Source organism: Nocardia seriolae NBRC 15557, from assembly GCF_007990715.1.
Lineage (GTDB): Bacteria > Actinomycetota > Actinomycetes > Mycobacteriales > Mycobacteriaceae > Nocardia > Nocardia seriolae.
The window spans coordinates 1-24,327 of sequence record NZ_BJWY01000116.1 but is presented as its reverse complement, the minus strand read 5'-3'; the positions used below and the strand labels follow the sequence as shown (position 1 = coordinate 24,327).

At 67.8% G+C, this 24,327-nt stretch carries 22 protein-coding genes and 1 pseudogene; 12 read left to right on the top strand and 11 right to left on the bottom strand.

What is annotated here, in order from left to right:
- Positions 1-4 precede the first annotated feature (4 nt).
- The 4 genes from NS2_RS28000 to NS2_RS27985 form a co-directional block, all read right to left on the bottom strand.
- Positions 5-1,213, bottom strand: coding sequence for a low temperature requirement protein A (locus NS2_RS28000; protein WP_071343463.1), 1,209 nt, complete (start codon positions 1,211-1,213; stop codon positions 5-7).
- 66 nt (positions 1,214-1,279) lie between these two features.
- A complete protein-coding gene (locus NS2_RS27995; RefSeq protein WP_063865079.1) occupies positions 1,280-1,861 on the bottom strand; it encodes an SRPBCC family protein in 582 nt (193 codons plus the stop codon).
- Between the two features lie 193 nt (positions 1,862-2,054).
- Positions 2,055-2,237, bottom strand: coding sequence for a DUF1918 domain-containing protein (locus NS2_RS27990; protein ID WP_033090387.1), 183 nt, complete (start codon positions 2,235-2,237; stop codon positions 2,055-2,057).
- A 32-nt stretch (positions 2,238-2,269) separates the two neighbouring features.
- Complete coding sequence (locus NS2_RS27985; RefSeq protein WP_033090390.1) at positions 2,270-2,848, bottom strand: TetR/AcrR family transcriptional regulator; 579 nt, start codon at positions 2,846-2,848, stop codon at positions 2,270-2,272.
- Between the two features lie 72 nt (positions 2,849-2,920).
- Between NS2_RS27985 and NS2_RS27980 the strand changes: the two genes are divergently transcribed.
- Positions 2,921-3,496: a dihydrofolate reductase family protein gene (locus NS2_RS27980; RefSeq protein ID WP_033090386.1), complete on the top strand. Its 576-nt coding sequence runs from the start codon at positions 2,921-2,923 to the stop codon at positions 3,494-3,496.
- On the opposite strand, the gene NS2_RS27975 is transcribed toward NS2_RS27980, so the two are convergent.
- Positions 3,497-3,973: a MarR family winged helix-turn-helix transcriptional regulator gene (locus NS2_RS27975; protein WP_033090385.1), complete on the bottom strand. Its 477-nt coding sequence runs from the start codon at positions 3,971-3,973 to the stop codon at positions 3,497-3,499.
- A 64-nt stretch (positions 3,974-4,037) separates the two neighbouring features.
- On the opposite strand from NS2_RS27975, the pseudogene NS2_RS37930 reads away from it, so the two are divergent.
- From NS2_RS37930 to NS2_RS27955, 4 genes and pseudogenes are all read left to right on the top strand, one after another.
- Positions 4,038-4,519: pseudogene (locus NS2_RS37930) on the top strand (SgcJ/EcaC family oxidoreductase).
- Between the two features lie 83 nt (positions 4,520-4,602).
- Entirely contained in the window at positions 4,603-5,868 is a 1,266-nt protein-coding gene (locus NS2_RS27965; RefSeq protein ID WP_033090384.1) for an aspartate kinase, read from the top strand.
- Between the two features lie 4 nt (positions 5,869-5,872).
- Complete coding sequence (locus NS2_RS27960) at positions 5,873-6,904, top strand: aspartate-semialdehyde dehydrogenase (RefSeq protein WP_033090383.1); 1,032 nt, start codon at positions 5,873-5,875, stop codon at positions 6,902-6,904.
- A gap of 749 nt (positions 6,905-7,653) precedes the next feature.
- A complete protein-coding gene (locus NS2_RS27955) occupies positions 7,654-8,892 on the top strand; it encodes a helix-turn-helix domain-containing protein (RefSeq protein WP_033090382.1) in 1,239 nt (412 codons plus the stop codon).
- A gap of 11 nt (positions 8,893-8,903) precedes the next feature.
- On the opposite strand, the gene NS2_RS27950 is transcribed toward NS2_RS27955, so the two are convergent.
- Positions 8,904-10,253: a serine hydrolase domain-containing protein gene (locus NS2_RS27950; protein WP_228102589.1), complete on the bottom strand. Its 1,350-nt coding sequence runs from the start codon at positions 10,251-10,253 to the stop codon at positions 8,904-8,906.
- A gap of 266 nt (positions 10,254-10,519) precedes the next feature.
- Between NS2_RS27950 and NS2_RS27945 the strand changes: the two genes are divergently transcribed.
- The 4 genes from NS2_RS27945 (at position 10,520) to NS2_RS27930 (ending at position 15,834) form a co-directional block, all read left to right on the top strand.
- On the top strand, positions 10,520-11,785 hold the full coding sequence (locus tag NS2_RS27945) for an AAA family ATPase (protein ID WP_033090381.1): 1,266 nt from the start codon (positions 10,520-10,522) through the stop codon (positions 11,783-11,785).
- Positions 11,782-13,191, top strand: a complete 1,410-nt coding sequence (locus NS2_RS27940; RefSeq protein WP_147207341.1) for a tetratricopeptide repeat protein — start codon at positions 11,782-11,784, stop codon at positions 13,189-13,191. The genes NS2_RS27945 and NS2_RS27940 overlap by 4 nt, the downstream gene beginning before the upstream one ends.
- A 46-nt stretch (positions 13,192-13,237) precedes the next feature.
- Positions 13,238-14,260 (top strand): tetratricopeptide repeat protein, encoded by a 1,023-nt coding sequence (locus NS2_RS27935; RefSeq protein WP_033090379.1) that lies wholly within the window; start codon positions 13,238-13,240, stop codon positions 14,258-14,260.
- Positions 14,261-14,373: 113 nt separating this feature from the next.
- On the top strand, positions 14,374-15,834 hold the full coding sequence (locus tag NS2_RS27930; RefSeq protein ID WP_033090378.1) for a catalase: 1,461 nt from the start codon (positions 14,374-14,376) through the stop codon (positions 15,832-15,834).
- 50 nt (positions 15,835-15,884) lie between these two features.
- Here the strand turns inward: NS2_RS27930 and NS2_RS27925 are convergent, their stop codons facing one another.
- Entirely contained in the window at positions 15,885-16,457 is a 573-nt protein-coding gene (locus NS2_RS27925) for a TetR/AcrR family transcriptional regulator (protein ID WP_045439196.1), read from the bottom strand.
- A 97-nt stretch (positions 16,458-16,554) separates the two neighbouring features.
- Here NS2_RS27925 and NS2_RS27920 point away from each other — a divergent pair, with 97 nt between their 5' ends.
- Entirely contained in the window at positions 16,555-17,280 is a 726-nt protein-coding gene (locus NS2_RS27920) for an SDR family oxidoreductase (RefSeq protein WP_036551919.1), read from the top strand.
- 31 nt (positions 17,281-17,311) lie between these two features.
- Here the strand turns inward: NS2_RS27920 and NS2_RS27915 are convergent, their stop codons facing one another.
- Complete coding sequence (locus NS2_RS27915) at positions 17,312-18,055, bottom strand: TetR/AcrR family transcriptional regulator (protein ID WP_033090375.1); 744 nt, start codon at positions 18,053-18,055, stop codon at positions 17,312-17,314.
- A 156-nt stretch (positions 18,056-18,211) separates the two neighbouring features.
- On the opposite strand from NS2_RS27915, the gene NS2_RS27910 reads away from it, so the two are divergent.
- Complete coding sequence (locus tag NS2_RS27910) at positions 18,212-19,768, top strand: MFS transporter (RefSeq protein WP_052086898.1); 1,557 nt, start codon at positions 18,212-18,214, stop codon at positions 19,766-19,768.
- Positions 19,769-19,825: 57 nt separating this feature from the next.
- Here NS2_RS27910 and NS2_RS27905 read toward each other — a convergent pair whose 3' ends face one another.
- Together NS2_RS27905 and NS2_RS27900 are read right to left on the bottom strand one after the other, a co-directional pair.
- Complete coding sequence (locus tag NS2_RS27905; protein ID WP_261772319.1) at positions 19,826-20,851, bottom strand: phosphotransferase family protein; 1,026 nt, start codon at positions 20,849-20,851, stop codon at positions 19,826-19,828.
- 2 nt (positions 20,852-20,853) lie between these two features.
- Positions 20,854-21,969 carry an Rv3169 family protein gene (locus NS2_RS27900; RefSeq protein ID WP_033090373.1) on the bottom strand — a complete coding sequence of 372 codons (1,116 nt, stop codon included), beginning with the start codon at positions 21,967-21,969 and terminating at the stop codon, positions 20,854-20,856.
- 101 nt (positions 21,970-22,070) lie between these two features.
- Between NS2_RS27900 and NS2_RS27895 the strand changes: the two genes are divergently transcribed.
- Entirely contained in the window at positions 22,071-22,679 is a 609-nt protein-coding gene (locus NS2_RS27895) for a TetR/AcrR family transcriptional regulator (protein ID WP_033090372.1), read from the top strand.
- Positions 22,680-23,143: 464 nt separating this feature from the next.
- Here the strand turns inward: NS2_RS27895 and NS2_RS27890 are convergent, their stop codons facing one another.
- A complete protein-coding gene (locus tag NS2_RS27890) occupies positions 23,144-24,298 on the bottom strand; it encodes an MFS transporter (RefSeq protein ID WP_071343468.1) in 1,155 nt (384 codons plus the stop codon).
- Between the last annotated feature and the right edge of the window lie 29 nt (positions 24,299-24,327).

The following is a 24,327-nucleotide window of genomic DNA, read 5'->3' as shown; positions in this document are numbered from 1 at the left end:
AGTACTAGTCCAGCCCGTGCCGGATCAGATCCCGCGGCTGGGCGTAGCGCACCACCTCGAACACGATGAGCGCCAGCAGCACCGCGCACAGCATGCCCAGCGCGGCCAGCGCGGGCACCATCGAGGCGAGCGGCAGCAGCGCCACCAGCAGGCCCGCCGCCACCAGCCGCGGCACCAGTACCTTGCCGGTCGCGTAGTGCCGGAACCCGGCCAGCGCGATCAGATACGCCGCCACACCGCCGTAGAGCGCGAACAGCGGAATCCCGTGCAGCGCATCGGTGAGCGAATGTCCTTTCGCCCCACCGACATAGCTCAGCACCTTCTTCAAACCCAGTGCCATGGCCACGATTCCGGCGATCATCGGGAAGTGCCAGAAGGTGTAGCAGTTGCGGGCGATCTGGATGCGGCGCTCGCCCCCGGCCCGATGCATGGCGTGCTCCACCACCAGTGCGGCCACGTCGAAGTAGGCCCACCACAGCAGCCCGGCCACGGCCAGGCCCAGCAGCGAGCCCACGGTGATGGACCAGGAGATCGGCAGTCCGGCCACGCCGACGCCGATGGACACGATGGATTCACCCAGCGCGATGATGACGATCAGCCCGTACCGCTCGGCGAAGTGCGAGGGCGAGTACAGCCGCCATTCATTGCCCGCGAAGAACGTCCACCCCATGTCCCAGACCAGCGCCGCCAGCCACAGCACCAGCTGGGTGGTGCCGTGGCTGAGCGCACCGACCACCAGCAGCACGCTGGCCACGCTGAGTGAGCCTGCCGCCCAACGGATCACCTGCCGCCGCAGCTGGGCGTCGTGGGTGCTGGCGAGCCAGAACACGGTGAGGTGGATGAGCCGCACGGTCAGATACGCGATGACGAAGACCAGCGGCCCGTACCAGCCGCCCGGCTCATCGTGGAAGGACTCCGGAATGGTGAGCGCGATGATGAACGCCGCGCCCATGGCCGCGAACATGGCCACCCGGGCGATGCCCTCGTCGGCCTTGATCACATTGCCGAGCCAGGAGTAGCCGATCCAGGCCCACCACAGCATGGCCAGGATCAGCAGCGCGCGCAGCAGATTGACCGCTGTGGTCTCGTGCGCGGCGAAGTCGGTGACCATGGTGAAGGCGAAGACGATCACCAGGTCGAAGAACAGTTCCAGCTGGGTCACCGAGGCGTCCTCGGCGACCGGCGTCATGCGGGTTCGTTGCGCACCAGGCATGGCAGACATACTGCCGGGTATGCGGCCCGAAAGGCAGTGTCAGCGGCGAGTGTTCGCCACGAGCGTTTACGCGGTGCCGAAGCCCGGCTCGAAATTGCGGCCGTAGTCGATGCGCTGGGCATAGCCGGGCTGGACGTAACCCGAGAATTGCTCGTACTCGTTCACCGGTTCGCCGTAGGCCGCTTCCTCCGGTTCGCCCAGCCCCTCGAGCCCGGTGACGGCCTCGACGAAGGCGACGAAGTTGGTGATCATGGCCTCGCCCTCGCGCCGGGCGCTGCGCTTGAGGATCATGCCGGGCGCGGGAATCGGCAGGTAGAGCTCGGAGTGGTACCAGACCTCGGTGGCGCCGTCCTCGGTCTCCGCGAGGTCGAACCAGCCCTTGCCGCCGGCTCCGGCGCTGGATTCGGAGACCCGCCATTCGACGCGGTTGTCGGTGCAGCTGTACTCGACGACCTGCCGGTCGGGGCGGCCCATCAGATTGGCCGAGATGTACACGCGCTTGGGACGGCCGAATTTGTCGCGGGTGGCGACCCGGACGTCCTGGTGGGAGGGAGACCAGTCGGGCATCTGCTCGACCATGAGCAACGCATCCATCACCTGTCCGGGATCGATGTCGATGACGAACCGGTGATCAGTCTTCGTGCGCATATCTACCCTTCCATTCGGGCACCGATTGTGACCAGCGTCGCTTGGAGAGTCAACTGTGCCCCCCGCCGCTAGTAACCGACTGGTCGGTCTAATGAGCCCTGATTTCCCTGTTCAACGGGGCAATCCGGTCGTGTCGCAACGTGTACGGAAAAGTTCACGGCGGAGACGCGGTGAAAGGGTTGTGCGGGGCGGTCTAACCCGGCTTCACGACCGAATCCGGACCCGGGAACACCAGACTGGTCCGGCCGTCGGCGAAGCGCACCACATACGGTGGTTCGCCGTCGTCGCCGCGCACTTCGACGATTTCCGCGGTGTGGTCGGGGAGTCCGACATTGCGCCCATGGATGACCAGATGGTCACCGACACTCGCTCGCATGCCTGGAGATTATTCGCCCGAAGTGATGCCCGTCACAAGGTCGGGATGGCGCGCTCCACCGCCAGGCCGATCAGCCGCGCGGCCTCGTCCTCGTCGAAAATGCCGGGCAGCGTGAGCCTTTCGACAATGAGCCAGTTCAGGGCCAGGTAGAGCAGCAGCACCGAGTCGGCGTCGCCGGGCAGCCCGGAGTCCAGATGGTTGCGCACGTTGAAATCGATGTCGGCCCGGACCCGCTCGCTCAGGATCGCCTGCAACTCCGGGCGGCGGGTGGCCTCCAGGCGCAATTCCAGCAACGCCAGATAGCCGGTGCGGAAGCTCGTGATTCGCCCGACGGTCTCGGTCATGAGCGCGGCGATGGTCTCGCGGGTGCGCGGACCGGTGTGCAGGAACGCCATCGTCTCGGCGCTCGGCTGTAACCGCTCGTAGAAGCGATGCCCGGCCTGGACCAGCAGTTCGTCCCGGTTCGGGAAGTAATTGGAGGCCGTGCCCGCGGGTACCCCGGCCTCCTTGTCGACCGCGCGGAAGGTGAGCCCGCGCGCGCCGTCGCGGGCCAGCACCTCGATTGCCGCGTCGATCAAGGCATTTCGTCGTTCCGGGTTCGTCCGGGCCATTGACACCACTCCATGTGTAGTACTACGTGTGTAATCACTACGGACATAGTACTACGAACAAGGCGGTAAACCATGCGAAAGCTCGTCTACTACGTGGCGGTCTCCCTCGACGGCTACATCGCAGGTCCGCAGGGGGAATTCGACTTCTATCCGATCGGCGAGGACATGATGGCCTGGTTCGCCGAGGCCCTGCCCGAGACGCTTCCCACCCACGTGCGCAAACTGGTCGGCCTGCCGCTGGATACGCCGAACCTGCGGTTCGACACGGTTCTCATGGGCCGCGGCAGCTATGAACCCGGCCTCGCCATCGGTGCCGAGAGCCCCTACGACCACCTGGAGCAGTACGTCTTCTCGCGCACCCTCGCACCGGTGGACAACCCGCGGGTGGAGGTCGTCTCGGGGGATGCGGCCGAGCTGGTCCGGCAGCTGAAAAAGGAAGCGGGCCTGGATATCTGGCTCTGCGGCGGCGCGAACCTGGCGGGCCAGCTGATCGAGGAGATCGACCGGCTGATCATCAAGAGCTACCCGGTCATCGCGGGCGCCGGCGTGCCGATGATCGGCGGCAACTTCAGCCCGGCTCGGTTCACTGTCACCGAGCGCCGGGAATTCGCCAACGGCGCGCAGGTCACCTGGCTGGACCGGGAGTGATCACGGTGTCGCCGGGTCGCCGTCCCGCAACAGCGTGGTGACGTGCAGCGAGGTCTCGTGCAGCCGGTTGAAGATCTCCAGCAGTAGTTCCAGCTGCTCGGTGCTGTAATCGGCGGAGATCTTGCCGAACTCGCGGGCCAGCACCTCGTAGTGCGGCGCGATCTCGTCGATGCGTTCGGCCACGGCGGTGATGATCACCCGTCGCCGATCCTTCGAATCGTGTTCGCGCCGCACGTATCCGGCCTTCAGCAGCCGGTCGATCATGCGGGTGATGGCCCCGGTGGTGAGGCCGGTGCGCTGGGCGAGTTCCCCGGCGGTGGCCGGTCCGCTGGCGCGCAGCAGGGTCAGGCAGCGCAGGTCGGTGACGTGCAGGCCGAGCTTGTCGGCCATGGCTCCGTGCAGCATCACGGCATCGGTGGCGCTGCGCTGGGCGGCGAAGGTGAGTGCGGCCCCCAGCTCATCGTGTTTCTTGCTCATCGCTTGACAGCTTAGTCCTACTCCGACAATATCTGAATGAGTCAACTACTTGCAGATTCAGTTGATGAGTAATGCAGATATCTTCGGGAGGGATGTCATGAGCACGCAGCAGATCACCGACGAGGCGGCCGTCCGCGAACTACTCGCGAGCGCCGACCGCGCCTGGGATGCGGGCGACGCCACCGCGTTCGCGGCCGTCTTCGCCGAGGACGCGGACTACGTCACCTGGTTCGGTCAGCGGGTGCAGGGCCGCGCGGCCATCGAGGCCCAGCACGCCCCCTGTTCGCCAAGTATCTGAAGGGCACCCGCGCGGTCGGCGAGATCACCTCGGTCCGCTTTCCGACCCCGGACGTCGCGCTCGTGCACGGGCTGGGCGCGGTGGTGAAGGGCGGGAAACAGCGCACCCGCTTCAACACCAAATGCGTGCTCTACGTGGTGGTCCGCCGTGACGGCGCCTGGGAGGTGGCCGCGTTCCAGAACACCAAGTACCACGGGCTGTTCAACGCTCTGCTCGCCAAGCAGCGGGGCCGCTCCGGCGAGCAGTAGGAGGTAGCGGAAATCCCGTGGACCTGGGCCGGTAGTCTTGTGGGTCGGTAGCAGCAGTTCGTCGATCTTGGAGGATTCCCGCCGTGGCTCTCGTCGTTCAGAAGTACGGAGGATCCTCGGTCGCCACTGCCGAGCGCATCCGGCGCGTCGCTGAGCGGATCGTCGAGACCAAGAAGCAGGGCCACGATGTGGTCGTCGTGTGCTCCGCCATGGGTGACACCACCGACGAACTGCTCGATCTGGCCCAGCAGGTCGCGCCCGCCGCCCCCGCCCGCGAAATGGACATGCTCCTCACCTCGGGTGAGCGCATCTCGAACGCGCTGGTGGCCATGGCCATTCACTCGCTCGGCGCCGAGGCCCGCTCGTTCACCGGTTCCCAGGCCGGTGTCATCACCACCGGCACGCACGGCAACGCCAAGATCATCGATGTGGCCCCGGGCCGGGTGCAGCAGGCGCTGGGCCAGGGCACCATCGTGCTGGTCGCGGGCTTCCAGGGCGTGAGCCAGGACAGCAAGGACGTGACCACGCTGGGCCGCGGTGGTTCCGACACCACCGCCGTCGCGCTGGCCGCCGCGCTCAATGCCGATGTGTGCGAGATCTACACCGACGTGGACGGCGTCTTCTCCGCCGACCCGCGCATCGTCTCCGACGCCCAGAAGCTGGACACCGTCTCCTACGAGGAAATGCTGGAGATGGCCGCCTGCGGCTCGAAAGTTCTCATGCTGCGTTGCGTCGAGTACGCGCGCCGCTACAACGTGCCCGTCCACGTGCGGTCCTCGTACACCGACAAGACGGGCACCATGATTACCGGATCGATGGAGGACATCCCCTTGGAGCAAGCAATCCTCACGGGCGTCGCGCACGACCGCAGCGAGGCCAAGGTGACCGTGGTCGGCATTCCGGACGAGCCGGGCTACGCCGCCAAGGTGTTCCGCGCGGTCGCCGATGCCGAGATCAATATCGACATGGTGCTGCAGAACATCTCGAAGGTGGAGACCGGCAAGACCGACATCACCTTCACCCTGCCCAAGCTCGAGGGCCCGCGTGCCGTCGAGCTGCTCACCAAGCGGCAGGGCGACATCGGCTTCTCCCAGGTCGTGTACGACGACCACATCGGCAAGGTGTCGCTGGTCGGCGCGGGCATGAAGTCGCACCCGGGCGTGACCGCCACCTTCTGCGAGTCGCTGGCCGAGGCGGGCATCAACATCGATCTCATCTCCACCTCGGAGATCCGGATCTCGGTGCTGGTCAAGGACACCGATCTGGACGAGGCCGTGAAGGTGCTGCACTCGGCGTTCGATCTGGGCGGCGACGAAGTGGCCGTGGTCCACGGCGGAACGGGGCGGTAGGGCCATGGGTGTGCGCGTAGGCGTCGTCGGCGCGACCGGACAGGTCGGCGCCGTCATGCGGAAGCTGCTGGAAGAGCGCAACTTCCCGGCCGACGAGGTGCGATTCTTCGCGTCCGCGCGTTCGGCGGGCAAGACGCTGCCGTTCCGCGGCAAGGACATCGTCGTCGAGGACACCGAGACCGCCGACCCGAGCGGACTCGACATCGCGCTGTTCTCGGCCGGTGCCACCATGTCTCGTGTCCAGGCCCCGCGCTTCGCGGCCGCCGGTGTCACCGTCATCGACAACTCCTCGGCCTGGCGCAAGGATCCCGAGGTGCCGCTGGTCGTCTCCGAGGTGAACCCGGAGGCCACCCGCAATCTGGTCAAGGGCATCATCGCCAACCCGAACTGCACCACCATGGCCGCCATGCCGGTGCTCAAGGTGCTGCACGACGAGGCGGGCCTGCAGCGCCTGATCGTGTCCAGCTACCAGGCGGTTTCGGGCTCCGGCCTGGCCGGTGTGGAGGAGCTGGCCTCGCAGGTGCGCGCGGTCATCGGCGATGCCGAGAAGCTGGTGCACGACGGTTCCGCGGTCGAGTCCCCGGCCCCGAACAAGTACGTGGCCCCCATCGCCTTCGACGTCATCCCGCTGGCCGGATCCCTGGTGGACGACGGCACCGGCGAGACCGACGAGGACCAGAAGCTGCGCAACGAGTCCCGCAAGATCCTGGGCCTGCCGGAGCTGCTGGTGAGCGGCACCTGCGTGCGCGTCCCGGTCTTCACCGGCCACTCGCTGTCGATCAATGCCGAGTTCGCGCAGCCGCTTTCGGTGGAGCGCGCCGAGGAACTGCTTGCCAAGGCCCCTGGCGTCAAACTGGTCGACGTGCCCACCCCGCTGGCCGCCGCCGGCATCGACGAGTCACTGGTCGGCCGCATCCGCCAGGATCCGGGTGTGCCGGACGGGCGCGGCCTGGCGCTGTTCATCTCCGGTGACAATCTCCGGAAGGGTGCGGCGCTCAACACCATTCAGATCGCGGAAGTTCTTCTGAACAACTGATCAGATCTATCCGTAACGGACCGTGCACGGCAATGTGCACGGTCCGTTTTCGGATTATTCGGGAGATACCCGGACATGCGGCCGGGAAAGTTGGTCAATCTGTCCATAGTTCCGCGCACGGCAGGGGTGGGAGGCGGTCGTTCGGCGGGCCGTCGATGGTGACTTCTATGCGGTGGGGCCGCAAATGCGCTGCGAGGCGTTCGGCAATTGCGCGCTCGGTCCGGTAATCCAAGATCATTCCACCCGGAAAACGCAGGCGTACACGCACTTCCTCGGTTTCGGGTAGGGCGGTCATCTGGAGTGGGCCCGATGCGCGGCTGGTTGACCTTTCATAGCGCGCGAGTTCCGGATACCCTCGCGTTCGAGGCGCGCGGTGATGGATTGCACCGTCGCCCCGTCGGCAGTGGAGGAATACTTGGTGGCCGCAACGGCGCACGCCGCGAACCACATTGCCGCGCCGCCGATTCCGGCTCCGAGTAGGAAGAAGAGAAGTTCGCCGGGCATGACCACCCCTTGTCGTCCGTTTGGTTCGACGGGTCCTCTTCAAACGTTAAACACAGAAAAATTGCGGTGCAATAAGAAAAATCCATGTTCCATACTGTGCGCCGTAAGCTCGCCCGGTCTGGAATCCTTGTCGGCAGATCCCGTCTGGACAGAAAGGGCGGAAGGAGAAGGGCATGGTAGACATCGGCGAAACAAGCGGGCGGTGACGGCCGGGAAAGCCGATCAGGCAGAAGGAGTTTGACCCGGTGGCCGAAAGTACCCTTGGGGCACGGGTAGCGGAGTTGCGCCGGAGGCGGGGGCTATCGCAGAAAGAGTTGGGAGCGGCCATCCGTCGCTCGGAAAGCTGGGTATCGCAGGTCGAGCGAGACGTCCTGCCTGTTGAGCGACTGTCCGTTCTGCAAAGACTGGCGGACGTGCTCGGCGTGGCGGTGCGCGACCTGAGACCCGAGGCGGCCGAACCCATGGCCGCCGACCGGGGCGACGGGCATCGGCCCGGCTCGGCGGTTTTCGAGCAACTGCGGCTGCTGCTCACCGGACATCCCGCACTGGACCAGCTTTTCGGAGACGAGGCCGATCGCGAGTCGGCCGTGCAACTCCCGGAGCTGCGAGCGCGGGTGGACCTGGCCTGGCAACTGGCACACGAATCGCGACTGATCGAGGTGGGCGGCAGTCTGCTGGAACTGATTCCGGATCTCGAGCACGCCGCCCGGGCCGCCGCCGCCACGCAGCGGCCCGAAGTGCTGACCCTGCTGTCACGCGCGTATCAGGTGGCCGCGACCGCGTTCACCCGGCAGGAGGAGGTCGACGCGGCCTGGGTCGCGGCCGACCGCGCGCTGTCCGCGGCGGAGGAGTCCGGCGACGCGCTCAGCGTGGTGGCGGGCACCTATCGCATGGCACAGGCCTTCCTGCGCCTGCAACGCCTGGAACAGGCCGAGCAGGCGGCGCGGGTGTCGGTGGCGGCGCTGGCCGCGCAGGCGGCGTCGGAGCAACCGAAGCCGGAAGTGCTGTCGCTCTACGGATCTCTGCAGCTCATGCTGGCGGTGATCGCGGCGACGGACGGAAATCGCACGGCGGCCCGCACCGGGCTGGCGGCGGCGCGCACCGCCGCCGACCGGCTGGGCGAGGGCCGCAATGATTTCGACACCGAGTTCGGGCCGACCGGCGTCGCCGTGCACGCGGTGGCGGTGGCGGTCGAATTGGGCGACGCCGGTGAGGCACTCGATACCGCGCGCACCGTGGACGCCTCCGTGCTGTCCCCGGAGCGGCAGGCTCGCTTCCTGGTCGATGTGGCCCGCGCGCACGCGCAACGGCGGCAGGCGACCGAGGCGCTGGACGCGTTGCTCAATGCCGAGCGACTAACGCCCGAACTGGTGCACACCGATCACCGCGCCCGCGAGGTGGTGCGGGATCTGCTGCAGTTCTCCGGCCGTCGACCGGCCGAGGAATTACGGGAGCTGGCGGGCCGCGCCGCGGTTACTCCGTAGGGGGCGGCAGGTCAGCGAATACCCGGCGTGCGCGGATCGGGTCCGACGCATGCCAGCAGCAGGCAACCCGGTGGCGCGTCGGTGAACGGTGCGCGCAGCGGGAGATCGAGGCAGGACGTCAGAGAGCAGCCGGGGTAGGAGTCGGGGCCTACGCCGAAGACCGCGAGCGTGATGTCGGGGTCGAAATACCCGCTGTAGTCGGTGGACAGCGGGGCCTCCACGTAGGGGCCGGGGTCGGGGATCGGGTTGTCGCGCAAGGCCGCCAGCAGCCGGCGGAAGAACTCGTGCGGCGGCTCGCCGAAGTACTGCAGGATGCCGCCCGGACCTTGCGTCGAGTGGACGCCGAAGAATCCGGTCCACACCACCAGGAGATCCAGGCTGGGCACCACGAATACGTGCTGCAGGCCGAGCCCGGACATGGAATACATGTCGGACGGCAGGAATTCGGGATTCTCCGCGCAGCCCGGGCCGGTCCAGAACAGGTAGCCGTAGCAGGGGTTCGTATCCGATTCGGTAGTGGCCTGTTTCAGATATTCGGCGGAAACGACGGTGCGGCCGTTCCATTTCCCCTGCTCGGCCACCAGCATGCCGAGCCGGGCCAGATCGGCGGGCGGGATGAACAGGTGCGCGTAACCGTACGTATGGCCGGAACGGTCACGCGCCCAGTAGTAGTCGCCGCGCTGAATGCCGATGGGACCGAACAGCTCTTGCTGGGCGAATTGCTGTAGCGGTTCACCGACGGCCAATTCGATCACATAGGACAGCAGGTCCACATTGCGCTGGCTGTATTGGAAGGCGGTGCCCGGCGGATCGTCGAAGGGTACGCCCAGCGCCTGCACCGCGCTGAACGGATCGATGGGCACGATGGCGGTAATCCCCTCGGTCACCGCGCCGACGCGTAACCCCGAGGTCTCCTGCAGCAGATTCCGCACGGTGATCGCGCGATGTTCGGCATCGCCGATACCCGGCGGCAGATAGCTGTCCAACGGTGCGCCGATATCGAGTTTCCCGCGATCCCAGGCAATTCCGGCGAGCAGGGAGACGACGCTCTTGGTGACGCTCCAGACATTCCACGGCACGCCACCGGTTTCCGCATTCACTGGTCCCGCGCCGATGAGGCAGTTGTGCCGGAAAACCTGGACGTTCAGACGATTCCGCGACGCCGCGAAATCCAGGGCGTCGGCCAGCCGATCGGAATCCACGTCGGTGGCCTCGGGCGCGGCCCGCTGGAACTCCCGTCCGGCGGGTGTCGCGCACCGGGCGGACGGCGTCGCCCCCGCGACACCACCGCCGATGATCATGCTGCCCGCCATCAGGACCGCCACTACCGCGGCGGCCGCCCCCCTGCGCCTGCGCACCATGGTTTCGAGGCTAACGCGGGCCCGGGTCCGAAACCCGGGAAGTTGAAGCCGACGCCCAACAAGCGCCTCTCGGCGAGTGGTCGCTCGTAGCGACGGAGGGTGCGGCCCGGGGCTGTTCCGACGCCGGCAGGTCTGATCAACGAGCCTCCCCGCGGATCTATTCCGGCGGCAACGATGTGATCTGGGCAACGCTTGCGGAGTGGTGTCCGGTGTCACCCGTAGCGTTTAGCATTCGGCGCAGAACCGTGTACTTCTCTGGGGGAGCCTTGACCGACGATCCGGTGATCACCAACCTGCTGACCGTGCTCGACACCAATCCCGAGTTGCTGCCGGTCCGCATCAGCGTGATCGAACTGCTGGCGGCGCGGGGACGGCATGCCGAGGCGCTGGGGCACTGTGCCACGGCCCTGGCCCAGGACCCGAACAACGAGCAGGTGACCGCACTGCTGCAACGGTGTACCGCGGCGCTGGCCGGTGGCGCGCCCGCCGCGGTTCCGGCTGTGCCTCCGGCCGCCGCGGCATCGGAGGAATCGGGTGCGGTTGCACCGGTTTCCAACGATTACGACTGGGATGCCGCCGAGGAGCAGATCGGCGACATCATCCAGCCCGCCTTCGTGAACGACAAGCCCGAGGTCTACGTCGAGGGCGACGTCGGGCTGTTCGAGCGGCCCAAACTCACCCTCGCCGATGTCGGCGGCATGGAGCACGTCAAGCAGCAACTGGAGCTGTCCCTGCTCGGCCCCGTGCGAAACCCGGAGCTGGCCAAGGCCTTCGGCACCAGCGCCCGCGGCGGCCTGCTGCTCTACGGCCCGCCCGGCTGCGGCAAGACCTTCGTGGCGTCGGCGGTCGCGGGCGAGCTCGGCGCGAACTTCTACGCCATCGAGATCGCCGACATCCTGAACTGGTACACCGGCCGCAGCGAATACAACCTCAAGCAGGTCTTCCGCACCGCCCGTCGCAAGGCGCCCTGCGTCCTGTTCTTCGACGAGATCGACGCCCTCGGCCACAAGCGCAGCCACCTGTCCGGCTCCAACTCCCTGCGTTCCACCGTCAATCAGCTGCTCACCGAAATGGATTCGATGACCAGCGACAACGAGGGCGTCTACATCATCGGCGCCACCAACCACCCCTGGGACGTCGACGTGGCCCTGCGCCGCCCCGGCCGCTTCGACCGCATGGTCCTGGTGGCCCTGCCGGACACGGACGCCCGCATCTCGATCCTGCGCCACCACCTCAAAGACCGCCCCATCGAGGGCATCGACCTCGCCGCGGTGGCCGCCCGCACCGAGAACTACTCCGGCGCCGACCTGGCCCAGATCTGTAAGTCCGCAACCCAACTCGCCATGGCCGACTCCATCCGCTCCGGCACCGTCCGCCCGGTCCGCATGCCCGACATCGCCGCCGCCCTGTCCCAAACCCGCCCCAGCACCGGCGCCTGGTTCGAGTCCGCCCGCAACGTGGTCGAATTCGCCAACAACGACGGCAGCTACGACGAGCTGGCCGCCTACATGCGCACCCGCAAAGACCGATGAGCGACAAGATCGTCAAGGCCCGCGCACTGAGGGATCTGGGCCGGCGTGAGGGTGCGCGAGAGTTGCTGGCCGAGGCGCTGGCCGCAGACCCCGACGATGCGGACGCGTTGGCCGAGATGGCCGTGGTGTGCCTGCAACTCGGGGAATTCGAGCGTGCACTGGAGTTCTCGGAGTCGGCGTTGCGGCTGGTACCGGAGGTTTCTTACGCGTGGCGAATTCGCGCGCACGCGGCGGTACGGGCGGCCGATGGCGCACCGGATCGTTCCGTCGAACGCCGGGAATTGTCGATCACGGCGCGGACCGCCGCGCGACGGGCACTGGAAATCAATGCGTCGGAGCCGTCGAACCACGTGACGTTCGCCCTCGCCTACGCGGAGAAGGATCCCACGTCGGCGCTCGCGGCCATCGATCGTGCGCTCGAGCTGGACCCGGAATCCATCGACGCGTTCCGAATGCGCGCCTACATCCCTCGGGCCTTACTGCCCGACAACGACCGCGCCGCGGCGGCCCTCGGCGAGATCCTGCGACTGGACCCGGAGAACGCCGGGGCCATTCACGATCTCGGCCGCATCGATGCGGCGCAGGGTGATCTGGAGACCGCGGCCGCGCGCATGCTGCGAGCCGGGCAGCTGAACCCGGCGCGGGGCGACGAGATCCGCCGCGATCTCGCCTGGGTGCGCGCTCAACAGGCCCTGCAGCCGCGGCCACGACCCGAACGATCACGCGCTCAGCGCAATTCGCCGCCGGTTCTCGATCAGCAGGTCCTGGAGGAGCTGCGGAATTGCGATGCCGGCCGCTGGCACGGCACCGCGGCGGCCGATATCGAACGTGCCGTCGCGGAACTCGCGGAGCTGCGGCAGGCGCACCCGGAGGATGCCGACATCCTGTACGAATCCGCGCTCGCCGATTGGCTGTGCGGGCGGCGGCGGGCCGCTATTACGCGCCTGCGCAAGGTTTCTCGACTGGGTCCGGCGCGGGCCGGGCAGGTCGAGGCGCATATCGCCACGCTCGAGGAACAGGATCAGCGGGCCGTCGAAACGCGGGCGGCGCAGCGTGAGGAGCAGGCGTGGCGGGAGGAGCGCGAGGCGGAGAGTGAGCTCGAGCGCGCGGCGGAGCAGGCCATCGCCCGGCGCGCGGCGCGGGCGCGGGCCAAGGCGCGGCGGGGCGGGGTTGATCTCGATGCGGCGGTCCGGGTCGAGAGGCCCGCGGCGGCCGCGAGTTTCAAACGGCACTGGCTGATCGTGGTGCCCGCGATCTTCCTGGTGAAGCTGTCCCTGCACGGTTGCGCGTCTTCGAGCGGCGATCATCAGCCGTCCGTCTACACGCCGCCGCCGTACACGTCCGCGACCATGGATCCGCGGGTGCTACAGCACCTCTTCGAGACTCCGGCCTCGCCGCCACGCTGACGGCGTGGAACGCGTTGGGGCAGCACGGTTTTCGAAAGGGCGGGGCATGAGCGAGAAGATCGAGAAGGCGCGGATACTCTCGGATCTCGGGCGGTATGACGGGGCGCGGGAGCTGCTGGCCGAGGTGCTGGCCGGTGAGCCGGAGAATGCCGCCGCGCTGGCGGATATGGCCAATCTGGCGTATCGGATGGGGGAATACGGTCGGGCGCTGGAGTTTTCGGGGGCGGCGTTGCGGGTGACGCCGGACGAGGTGTTCGTGTGGCGGGTGCGGGCGCTGTCGGAATTGCAGCTGGGGCGGTCGGCTAGCGGGGGCGCGGTCGGCGAGCATCGGGGCCGGGCGGTGGCGGCGGCGCGGCGGGCCGTGGAGCTGGATCCCGATGATGTGGACAATGTGCGGATTCTGGCTGCCACGCAACGGGATACCGATCCGGCGGCGGCGCTGGCCAATCTGGACCGGGCCCTCGAATTGGATCCGGACAACGTGCACGTGCACGTGCTGCGCGGGCTGACGCTGCGGCGGAACCTGAAGGGCCCGGATTCGATGGCGCGGGCGGAGGCGGCCTTCCGGGAGGTGCTGCGGCTGGAGCCGGAGAACTCCGAGGCACTCTACGAACTCGCGCTCATCACCGTGGATCGCGGCGAAAGGGCAGCGGGCGCAACGCAATTGCGCCGGGTGGCCGAGCTCGATCCCGCCTACGGCGACGCGGTGCGCGAGCAGCTGGCCTGGCTGGCCAAGGAAGAGGACCGCCTGGCCCAGGCCACCCGCGCGGCCGAAACCGCCCGCCTGGCACAGCGATACCGCCCCGCACCGGCACCGAACCGGGAATCGGGCGGCAGCCGCTTCGGCCGGTGGGCCGCGGGCATCGCGGTGATCCTGGTGATCCGCGGTCTCGTGTCCGCCTGCTCCGACGGCTCCTCGGGCACGACCCACTACACGCCGCCTCCGGCCCTCCCGTCGGAGTACCTGCACCCGTACACCTTCCCCCCGATTCGCACGATTCCCCCGGAGTGGCGTACCGGCTTCCCGTACCCGACCTATCGGCCGCAGAACCCGCCCGCCCCGCGCTGACCCCTCGCCAGATATTTGCTGGTCAGCCTCGTCCGGACTGTATACACCTTTGTTTACTCACAACCCTCTCAGTTTTCTTGACTAGTTCAAGAAAACTCGGCACCCTCGTTTTCATGACCAAGGCGACCACCACCAATTCCGGCGCCCCCGTGCCCAGCGACAACGAGTCGCTCACCGCGGGCACCCAGGGCCCGATCCTGCTCCACGACCACTACCTGATCGAGAAGCGGGCCCAGTTCAACCGTGAGCGGGTTCCGGAGCGCGTGGTGCACGCCAAGGGCGCGGGCGCCTTCGGCGAACTGGTGGTTACCGGTGATGTGAGCCGCTACACCAAGGCCGCGGTCTTCCAGCCGGGCACCCGCACCGAGTCGCTGGTCCGCTTCTCCACCGTCGCCGGTGAGCAGGGCAGCCCCGACACCTGGCGCGACCCGCGCGGTTTCGCGGTGAAGTTCTACACCACCGAGGGCAACCTCGACATCGTCGGCAACAACACCCCGGTGTTCTTCATCAAGGACCCGATCAAGTTCCCCGACTTCATCCACTCGCAGAAGCGCCTGCCGGGCAGCGGCCTGCGCGATGCCAACATGCAGTGGGACTTCTGGACCCTGCGTCCGGAGACCGCCCACCAGGTCACCTGGCTCATGGGCGACCGCGGCATCCCGGCCACCCTGCGCCACATGGACGGCTTCGGCTCGCACACCTACCAGTGGATCAACGCCGCCGGTGAGCGCTTCTGGGTCAAGTACCACTTCAAGACCGACCAGGGCATCCAGACCCTGACCCAGGCCGAGGCCGACGAGATCGCCGGTAAGGACGCCGACTACCACCGTCGCGACCTGTACGAGGCCATCGAGCGCGGCGACCACCCGAGCTGGACCCTCAAGGTCCAGATCATGCCGGTCGCCGAGGCGGACAACTACCGCTTCAACCCGTTCGACCTGACCAAGGTCTGGTCGCAGCAGGACTACCCGCTCATCGAGGTCGGCCGCTGGACCCTGAACCGCAACCCCGCGAACTACTTCGTGGACATCGAGCAGGCCGCCTTCGAGCCCTCGAACACCGTTCCCGGCGTTGCCTTCTCGCCCGACAAGATGCTGCTGGGCCGCGTGTTCGCCTACGCCGACGCGCACCGCTACCGCATCGGCGCCAACTACGCGCAGCTGCCGCCGAACCGGCCCAAGGCCGCGCAGGTGAACTCCTACTCGCAGGACGGCGCGATGCGCTTCGCGCACAACGCCTCCAGCGTCCCGGTGTACGCGCCCAACTCCTTCGGCGGCGCGCACGCCGACCCGGAGCGCGCCATCGACGACGGCGCCTGGGTCTTCGACCCGACCATGGTTCGGGCCGGTTACATCCAGCACCGCGAGGACAACGACTTCGCGCAGGCGGGCACCCTGGTCCGCGAGGTCATGGACGACGCGCAGCGGGATCGCCTGGTGGGCAACGTCGTCGGCCACATCCTGGGCGGCGTGCGCGAGCCGATCCTGAGCCGCGTGTTCGACTACTGGAAGAGCATCGACGCCGATCTCGGCAAGCGCATCGAGGTGGGCGTGCGCGAGCAGCTCGCCAAGTAGCTCGAAAAGACAAGACCCGCACCGCATTCGGCGGTGCGGGTCTTTTCGTTTCAGCTCAGGATCGAGCCGGTCAGCCGCGCGGCCACCGCGTCGTCGAGCGGTGCGTGACCGAGGATGAATCGATACCAGAACACCCCGTAGAACTGATCGACCATCAGCTCCAGGTCGGCGTCGGCGGCCAGCTCACCGCGCCGCTGCCCGCGCTCGAGCACGCCCCGCACCGCCTCCCGCCGCCGCGCGGCGAAGGTCCGCAACAACTCCGCGAGATGCGGATCCTGCGCCGCCTCCCGCACCAGCGTGCGCAGCGCGGGCGCGGTCGAATCACTCTGCGCGCCACGGAAAGTCGACTCGACAATGGCCAGCAGATCGGTCCGCAGCGATCCGCTGTCGGGTGTGGGCACGTACAGCGCCGACCGCTCGGTGAGCGCGTCCAGTAGCAGTGCCCCCTTGGACGGCCACCACCGGTAGACGGTCTGCTTGCCGACCCCGGCCGCCCGCGCGATGGCGTCGATGGTCACCGCCGCGCCCTCGGACTCCCCGAGTAGCCGCAGCGCCGCGTCCAGGATGGCCTGATGGGTGGCCTCGTTGCGCCGCCGCCCGGCATGTGGCCGCTCGTGATGCACATCACTCCTTTGTCGAGACTAAAAGTCTCGTCTACCGCGTTGTCGAGACTGTCAGTTCCGTAAGAATAAACGGGCAGCGACAGAAAGGGTTTCGACAATGACCACAACACCGCGCGTCGTAGTCATGGGCGGCAGCTCCGGCATCGGCGAGGCCACCGCCGCGGCCTTCGCGGCCGCCGGTGCGGAGGTCGTCATCACCGGACGCGACCGCGGCAAGCTGGACGCGGCCGTGGCCCGCATCGGCGGCAAGACCACCGGCCATGCCGTGGACGCCACCGATCAGGCAGATATCGACGCCTTCTTCGCTCGGGCCGGAACCATCGACCACCTGGTCGTCTCGGTCAGCGGCTCGGCGGGCAGCGGCCCCTTCGCCGAGCTCGACCTGGATCAGCTGGCCGCCGGTTTCGACGGCAAGTTCTGGCCCCAGGTCCGCATCCTGAAAGCCGCTCTCCCGCACCTGGATTCGCATGGCTCGGTCACCCTGGTGACCGCGGGCTCGTCCCGCTCGGCCTTCCCCGGCACCGCGGGCCTGGCCGCCATCAACGGCGCGCTCGACGCCATGGTCCGCCCGCTGGCCGTCGAACTCGCGCCGCTGCGCATCAATGCCGTCTCCCCGGGCGTCGTCGACACCCCGTGGTGGGACCGGGTTCCCGAGGCTCAGCGCCGGGCCCTGTTCGAGGGTCTGGTCGCCACCACCCCGGTGGGCCGGGTGGGCCGCCCGGAGGACATCGCCCGCGCCATCCACATGCTGGCCACCAATGGCTTCATCACCGGCGTGGTGCTGGACGCCAATGGCGGCACCAGCCTGGCGACCGGCCGCTGAGTCGCAACCCCGAATCAGCCCGCGCGGCCGGTCATTTCCCGGCCGCGCGACTGCGCCGCAACTCCAGCCCGTCGAGGATGAGACCGAGCTCGCTGTCGAAGAAGTCGGCCCGGGACTGCGTCGGGTCGAGATCGCGATAGGCCGAATAACGTTTGGCCACATGCGGATACCCGCGCACCGCGTATTCGACCGTGGCCATCATCCTGCCGTACCACTCCTGCTCGCTCAGGCCGCTGCGGGCGATGGAGGTGAGCATGGCGGTCTCGCCCGCGGTGGTGCCGAAGATGTAGCCCCAGATCGCATTGGCCGCCCGGTCGCCGGTCCGCTCGTCGAAGCCCGCCGCCTCGAGGATGGCGTACATGGTGTCGGACAGGCGCATGAGATTGGGTCCGAGATAAGCCAATCCGGCTCCGGTGATGGCGGTGCTGATCCAGCCGTGCCGCAGGATGGTGTCGCGCACATCGCGGCCGACCGCGAGCAGGTCCTCGCGCCACCGGTCCGGATCGATGGTGTCGGGCACCCGGACCTCGCCGAAGGCCGCGTCGATGACCAGCTCGAGAATCTCGTCCTTGTTGGCCACGTGCGTGTAGAGCGAGGTGGCCCCGGCGTTCAGGCGGGTGCCGAGCTTGCGCATGCTGAGCGCGTCGTAGCCCTCGGTGTCGAGCAGGGCGAGCGCCTCGGCCACGATCTGTTCCCGGCTCAGCGCGGGCTGATCTCGCCGCTGCCGCTCCGGACGGGTCCAGACCGACGTGAACTCCTGTGTCTTGGCCGTCATGGCGCTTCCTCCTTCGTCTGCGGAACAGCATAACCCCAGCTAGAACGCCGTTCGTTCGGCCGCACACCGTTCTGTCTTGCGAACACTGTACGGAGACCGTACAGTGTGCGACGACGCCGCACAGTGTGCGGACGAGCTTCTCGAAAGGGAACCGAAATGACTGCCGAAGACTTGACCGCGGCGCTGACAGCGCCTGCGGCCCAGCGCAATCCGAAGCGCTGGCTGATCCTCGTCGTGCTCTGCCTGGCCTCGCTGGTGCTGGTGATCGACAATATGGTCCTCACCGTCGCGCTGCCGGAGATCGCGATCGACCTGCACGCCGGCCCGCAGGCGCTGCAGTGGGTGATCGACTGCTACATCCTGGTTTTCGCGGGCCTGCTGCTCACCACCGGCAGCCTCTCCGACCGCTTCGGCCGCAGGCTGGTGATGGTGCTGGGCCTGGTGCTCTTCGGCGCGGCCTCGCTGCTCGCCGCCTACGCCACCAGCGCGGGCATGCTCATCTCCGGCCGCGTGATCATGGGCATCGGCGGCGCGCTCATCATGCCGAGCACGCTGTCCATCCTGATCACCGTGTTCGACGAGGTCGAGCGGCCCAAGGCGATCGCCGCCTGGACCGGCGTGTCCGTGCTCGGCCTGGTCGGCGGCCCGGTGCTGGGCGGCGTGCTGCTCAACCACTTCTGGTGGGGTTCGGTGTTCCTGCTCAATGTGCCGATCGCGGCGGTGGCCATCGCGGCGGCCTTCGCGCTGATGCCGGAGTCCAAGGGCCCGGCCCGCCCGACCGATCTGCCGGGCATGGCGCTCTCGATCGCGGGCACGGTCTGCCTGGTGTGGAGCATTATCGAGATCCCGTCCAAGGGCATTGCGGGCACCTGGGTTTCGCTGCTCGCCGCCGCGATCTTCCTGGTGGCCTTCGCGATTCGCGAACTGAGGGCCGAACACCCGATGGTTCCGCTACACCTGTTCAGCAACCGGGTCTTCACCGGGTCGCGCTTCTCGCTGGTGCTGGTCACCTTCGCCAATGCCGGTCTGAGCCTGCTGCTCACCCAGTACCTGCAGTTCGTGCTCGGCTACTCGCCGATCAAGACCGCGCTGGCCTTCACCCCGCTGGCCGTGGCCGCCCTGCTGTTCAACGGCCTCGGCGCCGGACTGGTGCAGAAGCTGGGGGTGCGCCCGGTGACCCTGATCGGCATGCTGGTGCTGGCCGCCGGTTCCGGTGCGCTGGCCGCGCTGACCGCCGATTCCGGATTCTGGGCCCCGGCCCCGGCCCCGGCCCTGGCCATGGCCATGGCGGTGCTCGGTGCCGGTGCGGGTCTGGCCATGCCCGCCGCCATCGGCGCGCTGATGGGAGCCATCCCGCCGGAGCAGGCCGGTGTCGGTTCGGCGCTGAACGACACCATCCAGCAGACCGGTGGCGCCCTGGGCGTGGCGGTCCTGGGTGCGGTGCTGGCCGGGACCTACAGCGGCGCAATGCCTTCCGACGCTCCGGCGGCGGCCCGCGACAGCATCGCCGGAGCCGTCGTCACCGGTGACAGCGCCCTGGTGAGCGCGGCCCGCGAGGCCTTCAGCCACGCCATGTCGACCACCTTCCTGGCCAGCGGTGCGGCCGTCCTGGTCGCCACGGTGATCGCCTTCTTCCTCATGAAGGGCGCGAAGGCCGCCGCACCGGAGATGCCGGGTGCGGAAACCGCCGCCGAACTGGTCGAAGCCCGGTAACCACAACCGAATACGGAATCCGCCCCGGCGACCACGCCGGGGCGGATTCCGTCGTTCTCAGCCCAGCAACTGTTCGATGCGAGCGGTGCAGAACCCGGTGATATTCATTTCCGGCGGCAGCTGCACGCGATGTGTCATGCGCAGCAACGGAATCGACAGCAGCGCCGCCGAGAAGACCTCCTGATACTCGAGATTGCGCACCTGATATCCGGTCCGCTTCTCGTAGTGGGCGATGGTCTCCTCCCGCGACGGCGTCCCGGCCAGCGGCGGGTGGCCCTCGTATTCGCTACAGGCCCAGTCCAGGAACAACATCCACGCCAGATCCGACTCGGGTGCGCCCAGATGCGAGATCTCCCAATCCAGGACCCCGTGAACCCGGAAGTCCGTGTCGTACAGGATGTTCGACATCCGGGCGTCACCCCAGCACAGGCTGATCTCCTCGGGCTCGTACAGATGCTCCCGCAGATACCCGGCGGCCCGCCGATAGGTCTCCGGCGGCGCACCCTCGCAGGCCCAGTTCAACGCCGCGTCGAGATAGTTCACACCCTGCTCGACGACGCCCGCGCCGTACTGCGGGAAGGCGAGGAAATCCAATTCCATTGCCCGCCAGTCGAGCTGGTTGATCTCCGCGATGGTGTCGACGCATCCCCACCACATGCGAGCCCGCTGCTCCGGCGACGCCTCGAAGTAGTTTCCCGCCGCGTGGTACGACGGATAGTCACTCGGTGCCGCGCCTTCCAGCCGATTCATCACGAAATACGGACTGCCCAGCGGATTGTCGCCACGCTCGAGCCAGGTCACGGTCGGCACCGGAATCGGAGTCCGGGCCAGCTGCCGCATGACCAGCACCTGCCGCAGCAGGTCGTAGTCCGGGAACAGCGACAGATCCGGCGGCCGCCGCAGTACCAGCGGTACCGTCCCGAAGTCGTCCTCGACCTCGAAAAGATAGGTCTCGGTGGCGAATCCGCGTTCGGTGCGGGCCAGGTTGCGCACCCGGGCGCGACCGGAACCCGGAAAATGCGAGCGCACTTCCGGTTCCAGCGCCACGCCCAGCCGCTCTGCGGGAATTCGATTGCCGCCCACGGTCAGTACCCCGCGTACCCGTACCGCGCATTGCGTCCCATGAACGCCATCTCGACCAGCCCGTGGCCCACCTTGCCCGCCGTCTCGATCCGGCAGAAGGTCTCGCTGAGCATGCTGACCTGCTTCAGATCGGCGGTGTCGGTGAGGTCGGCGGTGAACCCGTCGCTCCAGTCCGCCCCCCGCCACAGGCCCGAGGCATACCCGCGGTAGTTGTCGTATCCCGCTATGCCGGGCCAGAAGTCGGAGACGGGAGTGATGGTGAACTCCCGTTCGCGCCCGTCCGCACTGCGCACCGTGAAGCTGCCGCCGCTGACGATCCGGAAGTCCTCGCGGAAGGTCAGCGCATGCTCGGTGGTCACGATCGGCACGGGCTGCCGGTCCGAGCCCAGCGGGGCGAGTACCGTCCCCTCGAAGTGCCACCGCTGCCCGTCGGCGGTCTCGCGCTGCGCGAAATGCACCAGCTCGTCCTCGAATTGGAAGATGCCCATGTAGTAGAGGACCCCGTCCGGGATCTCGCCCGGCTGCAACCCCTCGCCCTCCGCGAGGCTGCCGCCGCCTCCGCCGTGCCGGGTGCCCCAGGAGTGGTCGCGCCCGAACCACCAGGTCTCCGGGTCGATCTCGAAGCGCTTGCCCTCCACCTCGATCCAGCCGCTGACGCGCCCGTTCTGGTAGTACCGCCGCGCGTCCTCACGGACCCGGCCGCGGCTGCGGAAGAAGGCGGGTTCCTGCTCGTAGGCGGGGAACTGCCCGTCGAGCTCGAGTTCCAGGCGCACCCCGTGCTCGTTGTCGGCGAGTGCGGCGCGGACCTTGCGCAGCGGTTCGACCACCTCGTAGGTGAACGGCCCGACGGTCCAGTCCGCGATGCCGTCGTACCGGTCGCCGATCTCGCGGGAGAGCCGGACCACGTGGGCGGTCTTGCCACCGACGGTGACCATGGCATAGGCGTCGAGCACATTGCGGTTGGGATAGCGCGCCATGCCGGTCATGACGCTGATCTCGCCGGTGGTGTCGAACCCGTACAGCACGACGCGTTCGGTCCAGCGCAGATCGCTCTGCTGTACGTGGTCGAAGGTGGTGGGGAGCTGGTGGGCGAGCAGCTCGTCCTGCGGCGTCAGCATGAGGGATACCTCCTGAATTAGAATACGAGGCGCAGCGTATTTCAAATGTGACCACGATGTAACCTGTTTCAGAAATTGTCCCGACCCCGAGGAGACTTCCCGTGACCGCAGCAGCAGGGACCGCCCGCACCGGCCCCGGCCGCCCACGCGATCCGCAGCTGGATGCCCAGGTGCTGAAGGCCACCCAGGAGCTCCTGGTCCGCGACGGCTATCAGGCCACCACCATTGCCGCCGTGGCGCGGCGCGCCGGTGTCGTCACCACGTCGATCTACCGGCGCTGGCCGGGTAAGCGGGCCCTGGTCGAGGAGGCCGTCTTCACGCTCGACACCGCCAATCACCCGCCGCGAACCGGCGATCTGCGCGCCGACCTATTGGCCTGGACGAGCCTGTTCCTGAATGCCGCAGCGCACCCCGCGGCCCGCTCGGCCATCCCCGGCCTGCTCTCGGAGTACCACGACGACCGGGAGAGCTACCGTCGCCTGCTCGACGGCGGCGAGCGACCCACGATCGCGGCGCTGCGCGAACTGCTCGCCGCCGCTGCTCTTTCCGGTCAGGCGGCCCCGGATTGCGATGTCGAGGCGATCTTCGAATTCCTGCGCGGTGCCACCCTGATGCGGGCCCTCACGCACGGTACCGAGGATGCCGACCACTTCAGCCGCCGCATCGCGGACGCACTGTACGCGGTCGCGCAGACCTCGACGTCAGAGTAGGCCCCACCAGTAGATCAGGCAGGCCAGCACGAAGACGACCACGGTTTCCATCGTCAATCCCAATCTTCTTGGCGCTCTTACCTTCCATGATGCCGTGCGCCGGGTGGCGGAGGCCAGGGTTCGAGCGAACAAGATCGCCAACCGTTAGCTTTGCACGCGAAAAACCCGCCGTATCCAACACCCCTCGCGGATGGATACGGCGGGTTTCCGTCTGGCCTACCACCCCCTTCGCGGCAGGCCGGGTCCCATTTCGAGTACCGGTTGGTTGGTTTGCTGTGGCCGACCCGCCACCCCTCGTGGGCGGGTCGGGCCCCAGCGTCCCCACCCCCGGTTGGTGGCTCGTCGGGTCCGCCGGTGTGCTCCGGCGTTGACACAACGATGCCCAGCCGCCCTTGGCACGGCCTTAACAAGATCTTGCAATCATGAAAAGCCCTGGCAGCGGCCCTTTTTCCACGACGAATTGGTCAATTGCTCACGGTGCGACCGAGTTTGAGCGTGTAAATCAGCGCCGCCCCGGCGGTCAGGGCGAGCAGCAGGTAACCGAGGGTGTAGTCGTGGCGCGAGCTGTAGACCAGGCCCATCACCAATGGCGGGAAGTAGCCGCCGAGTCCGCCCGCCGCACCGACCAATCCGGTCACCGTGCCCACCCGGGCCGGTTCTACCAGCCGCGCGATGAGCGCGAAGACACCGCCCGTGCCGAGCCCGAGGAAAAAGGCCATGAGCACCAACGAGGTTCCGGCCGGGAGCTCGGGACCCGGTTCGAAGGCCAGCACGACGGCCATGATCGCGGTACCCGCGAAGGAGACGACGAGCACGCGCGCCGGACCGATCTTGTCCGACAGCGTGCCGCCCAGCGGCCGCGCCAGCACGCCCGCGATGGAGAAGCCCGCGGTCCGCAGTCCCGCGTCCGACTGGGTGAACTCGTAGACGTTCTTCAGCACCGTCGGCAGGTAGGTGGAGAAGGCCACGAAACCGCCGAAGGTCACCGCGTACAGGAACGCCCCCTGCCAGGTGGCCTCGAGCTTCAGCGCGTCCTTGATCCGCGGCAGCGCCGGTTCGGTGGCCGGTTTCCATTCGGGGGAGTTGCGACTGAACAGCCACATGACCGCGCCCAGAACGGCCAGCGCGATCGCCATCAACTCGTGGGTCTGGGCGCGCCCCAGGTGGTCGACCAGCCGCGGGGTGAACAGCGCCGAGAGCGCGGTGCCGCCCATGCCGAGGCCGAACATGCCGGTGGCGAAGCCGCGCCGGGCCGGTTCGAACCAGGAGTTCACGAACGGGATGCCGACCGCGAAGGAGGTGCCCGCGATGCCCAGGAAGAAGCCCCAGAGAATCAGTGCCGCAAAGGAATTCGACCAGCCAACCAGCAGCGTCGGGATGATCGAGACGAACGCGATGACGGTGAACATCAGCCGCCCGCCGAACTTGTCGGTGAGCACGCCGGCGGGAATGCGACCCAGCGACCCCACCAGTACCGGGGTGGCGACGAGCAGTGACTGCTGGCCGGGGGACAGGCCCAGCTGCTTGGTATAGCTGCTCGATAACGGTCCGATCAGATTCCAGGCCCAGAAGGTGAGGCCGAAGGCCAGTGTTGCGAGTGTCAGATTTCTCGCGTTCATCCCCTTTGTCTAACAGATATGCAGGCTCG